Origin of the sequence: Pontibacter saemangeumensis (assembly GCF_039541895.1) — a bacterium.
Classification (GTDB): Bacteria; Bacteroidota; Bacteroidia; order Cytophagales; family Hymenobacteraceae; genus Pontibacter; species Pontibacter saemangeumensis.
Genome location: NZ_BAABHC010000014.1, coordinates 1 through 12,310 on the forward strand (window position 1 = coordinate 1; position 12,310 = coordinate 12,310).

Consider the following 12,310-nt stretch of genomic DNA (forward strand, 5'->3'; position numbering starts at 1 on the left):
AAATCAGCTGAGACCATGATTCAGATTACCATGATACATATCATGCTTAAGAAATTATCTAAATGAAATCAAAACAGCCTCTCAGAATTTTTATTATATGAAGGAGTGGCTAGGTCTATTTGAAACTAAACTCTGAACTAGGTCAATGATTAATTCACTAATTTCATTATCAGTTAGATTACTGGGCTAAATTATAAAATTTATTAGATTTTTCAAGGTTAGTTTAATTACTATAAAACAAAACATTACATATTCTGTGACCACTTATTAAGTTCGAAATAACGCGATTTCTAGTGAAATATCTATTTTCAGATTTCTTTGACTTATATGCAAGCTATACATTTAAATACTCTTTTTGGCTATAGATTCTTTTCCATTCTTCGTTATGTTTATGTAGATATTCTACTATCCCTTTGACAGGATAATATTCAGAGCTACAATTATACTTAGAACTATCAGAATTAATAAGGCTTCTAAATTTAAACTCTAGATACTGGTAATAGTATTTTGAACTTAATTCTAACCCTTCGTTGTAAATTTTATGAAACGAAGGGTCATCTATAACATTTAAAAATTCACTATAAAAGTAAAGAGCTTCGATGTAGTAATATTTGATATGATATAGGGATTTTAGGGCATTCTCAAAATGCTTCTTCCTTTTTGAAAGGTCTGTCTCATTGAAGGCAAACATCAATTCCTTTAGTCCTTTAGTGTAAGGATTCGTAATTACAAGCTTCTTAATCTTTTCCTGCTTAAGCTTTATAGCTTTAGACAAGATATAAGTGCATTGCATTTCTTCAAGGTGCTCTTCTACAAATAATGAGTTTATATATTTCTTTAATTCATCAATATTCAAAGAGTTTTTATTGAAATCTTTCTCGAATTCATAGAAGCCTTTCATAGGCTTTCCAATAAAGTCGAATATTCCTAGGTAAAAGAAATGTTGAGACAAATAATTAGAAAAGTCATCATTTCTGATAAAGGAATTAACATAATTGATGGTAAAACCCTCCATGCTGTGGATGTGAGAGATTTCTCCTTTATATAAGTTTTCTATATACTCTTCACTTTGAAATTTTCGTTCTTCTATTTCTTGAGGAGGTAAAAAAGAGCTGAGGGTTTCATAAGCATTATTAAAGTTCTTGTTATAATAAGTCATGTATGAGTGTAGCACTTCTAGAAAAATCTTAGCATTAGGCATATCTGAAAAAAAAGCGACTAAAGATTTGAGCTTTTCTTGGAAGCCAGATACTTGTTTTTCACTCACTACAAAATCCTTGACTGTGTTAATGTAGTTAAGGAAATAGCTTTTTTTATGTACTGGTGATTTCTCTGATATTTCCACTTGGTCCATGTAATCTAAAACAAGCATAAGGTTGTTTTTAACAGACTCATGTAAGTGTAGTGCCACAGATAGTGACTTTTTCTTTTTTGTTATTTCAAGGTACTTCAATACATTGCCATTCCAACTATAGGCGTCGTTGTAATATTTCTGCTTTGTATCCTTATTTCTTTTGGAAAACTGGAACTCAGCAAACCTTCTAATAATAGGCTGCAACTGCAGCTGTCCTTCGTAATTTTCTATCAAAGATTTATCCTGAAGGTGTCTTAATTCAGTGTCACTAATGTTGTTTGCTGATTGCTTTTGCTTGTTAAACCAAAATTTGAGGCTAGGTAAACTAATACCGTCAGGAAAAAGGTGAAGTATTTCAAACGCTAACTTTTGTTTAGAAGTTAATTTTGAATATGAGTAGTTAATTGATTGGTAAATAGATTTAGTTCTCTCAATATTTAAGTCTGCATCTTTTCTATAAATTGAATTAAATTCTTCACTAGTAGATTCAAAAAAGTGCTTGTTTAATTGGTCCCTCAGTTCAACAACAGTTCTATACTGAGCTACAGTTTTTGTTACAAGTTTTATAGCAAGTGGATTATTGTTCAGTAGGTTCTCAAGAATATCGCTTCTAAGGGTTTTTATTTCCTCATCTTTAACATTTCCTTGGTAATTCTGTAGGAATAACTTTTGAGCATCATCAGTGATAAGAGTACCTAGAGTGAAGACATCTTCAAAATCAACTAATAAGCTTTCTCTCGAAGTTATAACAATACTTGCATAGTCAGTAGCAAATTCTATAAGTTTAAGAACTTGATTAAAGTCCTCTTTATCTGTTAAATTAGATACTGTTTCAAAATTGTCGAGTATAATCAGTAAATCAAGTTTTGATTGATTTTCAATCAAATACTCTTTGAAATTTAAGATGCTTTGAAGCTTAAAACCTCTTATAAGCTCATCTTCAAAGTCATTATAGCTTTTTACATTCTCACAAGAAATAAAACTAACACCCCTATCAAAGTATCCTCTTTGATAAAGGTCATAACTAACTTTCTTTATTAAAGTAGTTTTCCCTAATCCCCCAGAGCCTTTGATGTTTAACAGCTTGTTTGAGTCTATAATTTTAATGACTCTGTTAGCAATCATACTTTGTTCTTCAACTCTACCTACGATAGTATGTGAAGCTTTTTGGCTAAAACTGAGAGGAGGCCTGTCTCCATATAAGGATATTATTCTTGATTTACCCTTTTCAACCTTCTGGGGTGTTTTATCTATGTTTTGAACTCTGATTTCTTTTTCTATGAAATTCAAATCGCTGTTTCTTAAAGCCTTGAAAAGGAATTTAGTTATAATGGCACTCTTAAGGTTAGTAATATGAACAAAGGGAGATTGTGTTGTCACTTCAATTTCTTCATCTGTAACCAAAACCCTAATAGTTTTATCATTAAGAATGTTCTTGTTTAACTCCTCTATAGTTATTAGAGCACTTTCAAGATTTTCCCCTTCTATGTATATTTTGTTTTTATAATGTTTAGTGAAGATGAATAGATATTCATAATCATCAATCAATTGAAGACTACGTAAATTCAAATAGCCTTTATAAATCTCTGCATCCAAATTGTTTAAGCTATTAGCTGCTTTGGAGAGGTCCTGGCCAAGGAAGGTATCAACTGGCTCAGGATACAAGCAAGCTATTTTAGGTTTAGGCTTGCCTAAGCTGTTTGTTACTGGGTCAAGCGCTGTTGTAGAGGGGAAGGGTTCTATATTTTGATTCTTAATATCTAATAGTTGGTCTAAAATACTTTCAATGTCAATATGACTCTCTAATTTTATTGCCTTTATGTAACTAAACTCCTTAAACTCATCAGGATTAGGAGTTAGAACAAAATGCTTATTGTACCCCTCAAATATTCTATCAAGATTGCTAAACACCGTATTCACGTATGGGTCCTTGAAGCCAAATCCAATGAATAATATTGTGTTATTAATGAATAAATCCTTTAGCTTGAGAATAGCTGCATTTTCATTAGAATATAAATCTTCATAATCTTTTTTAAAAATTACACATTTAGACGCATCAGATGCACTACAACCATGTAATTTGAACAAAAACCTCTCATCACTTTTAATATTATTTATGTTGAATGGAGAAAAGTAATAAACAGTAGAAAGTTTATTATCTGCTTTCTCAAAAGCGTTGTCATAGTTAGTCGTAACTATCTTTGAAGTTAGCTTTACAATTTTTTTGTGCGTGGCTAAATTATTATCTTCATTGATAGTAAAGTTATTTTTGATATAAAGATGAATATCTTTTTTATTATCCTGTAACCCTTCTAATACATCAATAGGCTGCATTTTCTTTGATTTAAGGAGGGACACGAATGGCTTTAGGCTATCATCCTCGATATTGTTTATAACATCAATCACCATACCTTCCCAATCAGGTAGATTAAACTTCTTTGAAAGACCAGAGCCAGCAAACACAATAAGTTTGTTATTAGAAATTGCCTCACGCAGTTCCTTAGGTATTATGTAGTTCATTATGAAAATATTCGTTTATATGTGAAGATATAAATATACTAAAATAGAAAGCTGCTCAAATTGAGCAGAACGAATCAAAGGGGGTTGAAACCTTATTTTGATGAAAAAGAAATATTTTAATTTGAAATAGTTAGGATGTAAGCTGACACTCTGTACCATCTAACATTATCATAACTGACAATCCTAACCTAACATTTTTCTTTCATAATCCCCTCTCACTCAAACATGGAGGGGTTGCGAAAGAAAAATGAACCTGTAAGCCTGCTTCTATCAAGTATAGTAACAGTGTCAGGTTATGTAGTGGCTATTACAATTCAAAACTTAATACAATATACCCATTACCTTTTACCACAAAGCCACCTGCTAGCAGGTGGCTTTGTGGTACCTCATCCATCGTAACGAGGATTGAAAGGTCCCTCTTCGGTGAGTTGCGCTTACGCTATATATCCACCCACTCGGTTTCAGTTTTTGACTCAATCAAAAAGTCCAGGTACTCGTTCAGGGACAGCTCTGAAAACTCGTTGATGTCCAGGCAGTTCGTCATCGGGTCGTACCATGCCAGGAAATTAAAATACCTGCCCTTCAGCCTCTGGCTGCCTGTCAGTTCCACCAGCGCATTGGGTTTTCCCATTTCAGCCCAGGAGGTCTTGCCACGGCTTATCAAACCCGCGATATCTGTTTCTAACTGTACCCGCTGCCCCTCTGTCAGACGGTGACGCTCGGCTAATTTGCCGCTTGCTTCTATTCTGTCCATTTTTCGTTCTTTGATCTCCTGAATATATAACTTACAATCTAAATATAGAACTTGTGCTATAATATTTTTTTTCACAAAAAAGGAAGCCGCTTTCTGAGAAATTAATAACAGGGAGAGTAGAAAGAAAAAGGCCCGATCCTCTGAGCGGGCCTTCTATATATGAGATCAATAAAAGCGGGCAAGAGGAGCCATCAACAGCTAACCGCCTGCACACGCAGGCAGTTGCCACGCTTCATCCAGCACGGTGTGGATCGGCAAGTCTTGCCTGCTTATGTAGGAAGGTTTTAGTTATAATTTTCCAAGTTTGAAAAGCGCGAGCATTCTCATACTTGCGCACTGCCCGCTCATTTTAGGGAGACAACCGTTGCGGCTTCGGCAATCTCGACATCCTTGGCAACTTCAGCACGCAGCTTTTCCCAGTGGAAGCGCAACTGGTCGTTTTGCGCCTTGTTATCGCTCTGCTCGCTGTAATGCACCAGCGGCATGTCCTTGTAGAGCGGTTTTGTGATGGCCACCACTTCGTCCCAGTGCTGCAGCGACTTTTTCAGGTGCTTCACCGCCTTTTGCTTGTTCTCCTCCCCGCCTTGCATCCGGTAAGTCTGAAGCGCCACCGCCCCTTTCAGCTTTTCAGAAAAGTAAAGCCCCAGGTTCGCCCACACCACCACATCGGCCACCTCGTAGCGCAGCGAATTGTTACCGGCAGTTTTGATGCCTTTCACCAGCCGCAGCGCTTTCCGGCAGTCCTGGTCCAGCATCTCCGCCAGCACAGGCGGCGTTACCTTGCCCGCCTCAAAGGTCCTGCCTGCTGCCTTTGCCGTCACGTAATCCAGCACGGACACATAGTCCGGGTCGGTTGGCGGCTGGTTTATCTGCTTGTCAACCGAAATATATTCCACCCGCTCCGTTTTACTGTCCCGGGCCAGGAAACCTTCGCTGTAGAGCGTGAAATCCCAGGTAAAATCGTAGGACGAGGCCAGGCGCAACGGCGTGGAACTGGCGAGGGCGTAGGCCTCCAGCAGCGGGCTTGCTTTCGGGCCGTAGCGCCTCACAAACTCCTGCCTGAAAAGCGCGTCGGGCGTTGCGGGATTGTAGAGCAGCCTGCCCCACAGTTTATAGAACAGCCACTGCCGTTCAAAGGCATACTTCCAGTCAACAGGGTCTTCCAGCTTCGTAAAGTAATCCTTGGCCGGTATATAGGTCTCGGACCCAATAAAATAGCCCCCGACATAAGACTGGTTGTTATGGGCGATGTGGGCGCGTATGAAATCAGGCACTCCCCAGCGAAGGCAGAAGAAATCCTCGTTACGGGCGGTCCAGGTAATTTTGTAAAGCTCGGGTTCCGGTTTGAAATAGGTGTCGTACAGTTTGCCCCCGTGCACTTTTACCAGCTGCGGCGTGGAGTGCGCATGCGACCAGTTATATTTCAGGTCGGCCCACACCGGGCCTTCTATGAACGGCATCGCCCCTTCCTCCTCTATGGATTTGCGCGTGAGCTTTTCTGTCTCGATGCTGGTGATGCCCAGGGAGCCCGTGGTGCTGGAAAACGGAATGCGGTGCACGAGCTTCGACTTCCGGTTTGCCTGCCGCATGCCTTCGATGATGGTTGCCTTCATCCAGTCTTCGCGTTGCTGCGGGGTCATGCCGCCCATGGCCTCCCCCAGGGTAAGTCCGAAGCCGGTCAGGTCCGGATACTCCTGCAACACCTGCGTTACGCTCTCGCGGGTATATTTTTTGATGATGTCAGCGGTATCACCGTCCACAAAGTGCTGGTGCTCCAGGTTGTCCATCGCCACGTTGTGTGCTTTGGCAAACTCGGGGCTGACGAATATATTGAAAGGAATCAGGTAGGTGTCGATGCCGCGTTCCTTCGCCATCCTAAAGATGGCCCGGTGCAGGTCCTGCCACGCCTTCAGTTCCTCGTCGCTGAACGGCGTTGCCTCCGGGTAATTCTTCGCCCTGATCATAAACGTGTAGGGGTGCAGGTTCCAGAGCGTGAGCGCGTTGAAGCGGTTGGCAACCATCATATCCAGGAAATCACGCCAGTAGGTGGTGTCGCGGCAGGTCTCCAGGTGCTGATCAAGGGAATAACTGTGCCGGTACGTGTCCCATGGCAGGTCAAATTTTATCGCGCGGAAAGGGTAATTGGGGCTTTCGCTGCTGGCTCTGATCTTTTTAAGCGGAACGCCGTTGCGCACCTCCTCGGCAAGCGCAAGGCTGCCATATATAACGCCTCTCCCGTCTCCGCCGGTAACCGTGATGCGTTTGCCGGCCGGTGAAATGGAATAGGCCTCGCTTCCAAGCGTCCCGGCATCCACCGCCAGGTGCAGGGTGTATTCCGGCTCGTCGTCTTTTACGGAGTAGCCCTGCTCTCTAAGCGATTTCTCTAATGCCCCGGCAGCATATACCAGCTGCGGAAGGTCGCCGGTGTACTGTATGGCCACGCGTTGGGAATACCCTAGCTGGCTTAGGCTAACAAGGCATATGACAAGGCAAGAAAGTATCTTTTCCATGCAAAATAAAGTTGAGGATGCAAACCGGCAGCTGTTGCATCTTAGAAAAGCGGTGCAGCGGCCACTGTCAAGAGCGGCTGTAAACGCTAACGCTGCCCCCTGCCTTCAGGGAACAAGCGCAAACAGATCAATAAAGCCGACTTATCAAGTACAATTAACTGCGCCTGCGCACCACTTCTCCTCTGGATTTATTTGCCAGATGCGAAGCCTGATGGCAACTTCCCATAACGAATTAGCCAACCTCTATCGTCTTCCCTACCGCCTCACTTGCGTCTGGCGCGTAGGCGTTCTGTGATTTCCCGTGCGGGTGCCGGCCAAAGGCGCTGTCGTTCGTTTCCTCCCCAAAATGAAAAACCGTTGTTCTGCCAGGAGGCTCGCACAGCAGTTGTTAAACTGTTCCTCCACGGCGGTGCCGCCGCCTGAAAAGCCGGAACCGTTTCACTTCCCTCATTTTCAGATCAAGCCGCGGTGGCCGTCAGCAGCACCAGAACGAGGAGAAACAAGGTAGGGCTCAAAATGGACTCCAGCCTGTACTTAAAGAAGTCATATGTCCGTAGTAAAGCGCTCAGCCTGTTATGGGCTATTTTAATGTTCATGACCAAATTTGGCGCCGTGTACTTTCTGTAGAAATAGGTGTACTGCTCGATATTAGGCAGTTCAATGGCGGCCAAAAGCTCGAAACTCGACTCAAAGCTGTCGATGCTTATCGACCCCTTGCTGTTATTGGCTTCATTGAAATGTAAAGTGTTGTTGGTGATCAGGGACAAAACATGAGCGTTGAGCTGTGCCATTTTGTTTTTAAGTTAATGCATAAAGATAATGACATCCTATCTGGCTCACACCATAAATCCTGCATTATATTTTATAAATATTATATATCATAATTAAGTTATAAATGCAGCGTGTTTTTATTATATCTGTCTATATACCTACTGTTACAACCCATGAAAAAATATTTAGCAGGCAGGATATTTTTTATTTCCCGGGCACGTACAGAGACGGTGCCCGCCTCCATAACAGCACAATCTGAAGAAGGCATAGAACAAAAAAGCACCCTGCAGAACAGGGTGCCTTTCCAAGCTATGAAAACAAACTTAATATCTAAAGGTAACTATTGGATCTGATAATCCAAATCAATTATATCTAAATAAAAATATATATAACACATAAGTTATAAACGCTTTGCAAGACAGGTTTTTCAGTTATCCTTCAACCATATAGGGGTAGCAGAAAGCCGCGCCGTCTCCCTCTGGACGTCAACAATTCCCTGGCCCAACAAAACCTCGCCCTTCTACCTTAGTTTTTCCATCGTTATGACCGGAACATCCTGTGTTACTGCCTGCTTCAGCTCCCGGAAACCGTCTGTGTTGTACTGGTAGCCGGCATCGGTAAGCTCCCAGAGCATGGGGGCCAGGTTTAAGGTGGTGGCTTTGTATCCCTGCATGATGGCGCCCATATTGCCGGTGCCTTTCGACAAGGCTGCCTCATTCTCAATCTCAAACGGACCCGTAAAGCCCCGCTCCTGCAGCGTGTCCACGAAGGCGCGCCAGTCCATGCTGTCGGAGCCGCCGAAGCCGGGCAGCATCGCCTCGTAGTTGTGCCGGTCCCACTCGTTCTTCGGGACAGGCACGCCTGCGCGCTTTGCCAGGCCGGCCTCCACCTGCTGCATCGGGTACATGTTGCCCCAGTGCACGTTGTTGCCCCGGCGCGTGGCCTTTACGTGGATGCGGTGCAGGCGCGTCCTATCCGTGTGCCGGATCACCTCGCTTGGGTCCACGTGCTGCCACACATCATGCGAAGGGTCGTATATCTCGCCGTGAGCTTTGCTCGGGATGAGCTCGTACATCAGTTTGCGGGCGGCCAGCACGCCGGTCAGGTTATTGAAGGTGCTGGTGTAGCCGGCGGCGCGCCAGCCTTCCATCGGGCAGTTTTCGTAGAGCACGGTCACGCCGAGGTCTTCTGCATATTTGATGATGGGCCTGAACACCTCGGCATACGCCTCCAGGTTCTTCTGGAAGCCGTTTTCCTGGTTACCCAGCTCATGGTTGTAGCCGACAAAAGTGCCCACCTTCACATCGTTGGTGTCGCCGCCGAGCAGGTGCGCCATCCGGATGAGGCGCAGCAGGTGGTTCTGGTTTTTCACGCGCTGCGCCTCATCGCCGCCAATCAGGTTATCAAACGCCCCCAGCGAAAGCTGCAGCTGGTTTTTGTTGAACTTGTCGAGCAGGGCTTTGGCGTCGTCCGGTCCAAAGTTCTCGTAGTCGAGGTGTGTCGCCACGAAGTCGTTGCGGGTGCCGTCGCGTCGGAACACGCACAGGTCCAGGCCCTGCACGCCCACCTCTTTGGCTTTCTCTATCACCTCATCCAGGCTCAGCCGGTCAAAGGCTGAGGTCATGATCCATATCTGGTTGTTCATGCGTTTGTGTTGTTTATATATACAGTCCTTGGCAGGCTGTCCCTATAGGGACAGCCTGCCTATTCATCCAAATTAGCGGATTCTTCCCCTTCCTCCAAATCATATAGGGTATCGAATAGGGGCTTCACATGGCAGGAGCCTATCAAAAAAAGGTATATAGACAGTATATAACTACACCGGCATGTCATTTCTAAAGGCTCCCGGAACCAGAGCCAAAGGCTAAATCTCCTTTCCACCAAGGTCCTTTCAGGATGACAGAAACGAAAAGCCGGGCCTTTTTATAACTGCAGCAACAACTGACAACCAGCAATAATCAATCAGCAACTAATTTACAGCTTAAACTGCAGCGTTACATAGTAGTTGCGGGCGTCCGAGGGGATGATGCCGGGACCGGGATAGCCGGTGGCGCGGCGCGTGAAGTAGTGGTTGTCGGTGAGGTTGTTGATGCCGGACTCCAGCGTGAAGCGCTTGTAGGTGTAGCTCCCGGAGAGGTCCATCACCCAGTAAGCAGGAATTTTGCCAACTACTGCCGTCACATCGTACTGGCCAGGCGCTGCGCCAGTGTTCTCCGCATCAGTGTACTGGCTGGAAGTATAGGCATACTGGTACGCCAGCCTGAAGCTATTGCGCTTAAAGGAAAGCCCGGTTTTGGCGATCAACGCTGGCGCCAGCTCCACCTCGTTGCCATCGATGGCTTTGTCGGGGCTGCTGTACCGGGTGTTCACGAACGTCACATTTGAGAAAGCCGAGAGGCTGGTGGGGTGCTCCTGGCCATATATAAGTTTGAGGAAGTCCGCCTCCACAAACGTCTCCAGGCCCATGTTCCGCGAGTCGCCCACGTTGGTGCGGATGCGGTTGGTGGTGCCGGCGATGTTCTTGAAGTTGATACGGTCCTCATAGGCGAGGTAAAACAGGCTGGCATCGTAGTTCAGGACACCGCTGATGTTGCCCCGGAAGCCCAGGTCGGTGCTGTAACCGGACTCGTCCTTCAGGTTCTGGTCCGGCACCAGGTTCGGGTTGAGCACGCGCATGTCGTTGAAGTTGATGGCGCGGTAGTTCTGCGAGAAGTTGGCATATACCTCCATCTGCTCGCTCGGCTTGTAGCTCAGCCCCAGGCCCAGCAGCAGCACGTTGCGGGAGTTGCTGCGGTCTTCCGGAATCACCTCATCCCGGAGGACATTACCCGCCTGGTCGGCCACCACATCGCGGTAACTGCCGTCGGCGTTGGTGTTGATCCACTCATAGCGCACGCCCGGCGTTAGACTCAGCTTTGGGGTGAGGTTGAAGATGTTCTCGGCAAAAAAGGCCACGTTTCGGCTCAGGTAATCGTAACTGGAGGCGTTAGGGGCACCCGTTTCAGAAAAGAACCGGAAGTCAGCGTCTGCGGCCGTGGAGCCATCGCCCTGTTTCTGGTCGGTAAAGCCGCGGTAATAGCGGGCACCCACCAGCAACGTAGAAAAGGAGCTGCCCAGGTCGTAGCGGTAGATGAGGCGGGTTTCGTTGCCGAAGTTGTTGAACTGGTCCTGCAGCAGCGTGCGTGGCAGCGTGAGGTCGTCGGGGCGGCTGATCTTGCCCATATAGCCCAGGGCATCGCGCTGCGCCAGCAAGCCGAAGTTGCGGATGTTCAGCTTGGTGCGCTCGCTCACGCGGTAATCCAGCGTCAGGGCCAGCAGGTTCCAGTTTACCTTAAACCAGTTGCGGTCGCGGATGGATTGCCGCGCGTCCTGCGCAAAGTCCGCATCCGTCAGCCCGCCCGGCTGCTGCGCCAGGTAATCCATGTAAGTATAGTTAAACCCGATCTCCAGCTTGTCGTGTGGCTTGTAATGCACCGAGCCAAAAGCCGTGTGGGCATCGAAGCCGGCGTTGTCGCGCCAGCCGTCGCCGCGCTTGTATTGGTAGAAGCCGTAATAATGGAACTTGCCTTTGGTGCCGCCCACGCTGTTAAAGGAGTTGAACAGTCCCCATGAACCTGCCGTCTGGCGCGTCGTCAGCTCAAACGGCTTGTCCTCCGGCCCCTCTTTCATCACGAAGTTGATCATGCCTCCGAACTGCGTGCCGTACTGCAGCGAGGCCGCGCCGCGCACTACCTCAATGCGGTCTAATGCCTCGGTAGGCGGGGTGTAGTAACTTTCTGGATAACCCAGGGCATCGGCGCTGATGTCGTAGCCGTTCTGCCGGGTGTTGAAATTGGAGGTGCGATTCGGGCTGAGGCCACGGCCCCCGATGCCCAGCTGCAGGCCGGCGCCATCGCTTTCCCATATATTCAGGCCGGCTACCTTGGCAAATACCTGGCGGCTGTTGTTGGTAGCCAGGTTCGCCGTAATGTCGCTCAGCACCACCACTTCGCTTTTTTTGGCTTCATATATGGCGGCGCCTTCCACTGAGTTCAGCCGGGTAATACCGAAGGTTTTCTCCTGCTCCCCCTTCACGTTTACCTCCCGCAGTTGTCCCTCCAGCGGTTTCAAGGAGAAATCAAGCACAAGATTGCTGTTGCTGAGGGTGACCTGCTGCGTAGCCGAGCCCCAGCCCACGCTGTAGCCAGTCAGGGTGTAGGTGCCAGGGGCGAGGTTGTTGATGGTGTAATTTCCTTTGGCATCAGCTTTGAACAAAGCGCCGGTATTGCTCAGCAGCACCTCGGCCTGCGGCACGGGCTGCTGTGTGGCGGCACTGGTAATTTTGCCAGTGATGGTGTACGATTGTGCCAGCGCAGCCAGACAGCTGCAAAGCAACAGAGCGATAGTTAGCGTTGCGCGCAT

At 46.4% G+C, this 12,310-nt stretch carries 7 protein-coding genes; 1 reads left to right on the forward strand and 6 read right to left on the reverse strand.

Annotated elements, in window-relative coordinates; translation table 11 throughout:
* Positions 1 to 334 precede the first annotated feature (334 nt).
* From ABD920_RS10685 to ABD920_RS10700, 4 genes are all read right to left on the reverse strand, one after another.
* Positions 335 to 3,874, reverse strand: coding sequence for an SIR2 family protein (locus ABD920_RS10685; protein WP_345158887.1), 3,540 nt, complete (start codon positions 3,872 to 3,874; stop codon positions 335 to 337).
* A 439-nt stretch (positions 3,875 to 4,313) separates the two neighbouring features.
* The gene (locus ABD920_RS10690) at positions 4,314 to 4,628 is read right to left on the reverse strand and encodes a hypothetical protein (protein WP_345158888.1); all 315 of its coding nucleotides are present in this window, start codon (positions 4,626 to 4,628) and stop codon (positions 4,314 to 4,316) included.
* Positions 4,629 to 4,972: 344 nt separating this feature from the next.
* Complete coding sequence (locus tag ABD920_RS10695; RefSeq protein WP_345158889.1) at positions 4,973 to 7,138, reverse strand: glycoside hydrolase family 20 zincin-like fold domain-containing protein; 2,166 nt, start codon at positions 7,136 to 7,138, stop codon at positions 4,973 to 4,975.
* 458 nt (positions 7,139 to 7,596) lie between these two features.
* Complete coding sequence (locus ABD920_RS10700) at positions 7,597 to 7,929, reverse strand: hypothetical protein (protein ID WP_345158890.1); 333 nt, start codon at positions 7,927 to 7,929, stop codon at positions 7,597 to 7,599.
* Between the two features lie 153 nt (positions 7,930 to 8,082).
* On the opposite strand from ABD920_RS10700, the gene ABD920_RS10705 reads away from it, so the two are divergent.
* Positions 8,083 to 8,262, forward strand: a complete 180-nt coding sequence (locus ABD920_RS10705; protein ID WP_345158891.1) for a hypothetical protein — start codon at positions 8,083 to 8,085, stop codon at positions 8,260 to 8,262.
* 167 nt (positions 8,263 to 8,429) lie between these two features.
* On the opposite strand, the gene ABD920_RS10710 is transcribed toward ABD920_RS10705, so the two are convergent.
* On the reverse strand, positions 8,430 to 9,554 hold the full coding sequence (locus ABD920_RS10710) for a sugar phosphate isomerase/epimerase family protein (protein ID WP_345158893.1): 1,125 nt from the start codon (positions 9,552 to 9,554) through the stop codon (positions 8,430 to 8,432).
* A gap of 329 nt (positions 9,555 to 9,883) precedes the next feature.
* Positions 9,884 to 12,310, reverse strand: a complete 2,427-nt coding sequence (locus ABD920_RS10715) for a TonB-dependent receptor domain-containing protein (protein ID WP_345158894.1) — start codon at positions 12,308 to 12,310, stop codon at positions 9,884 to 9,886.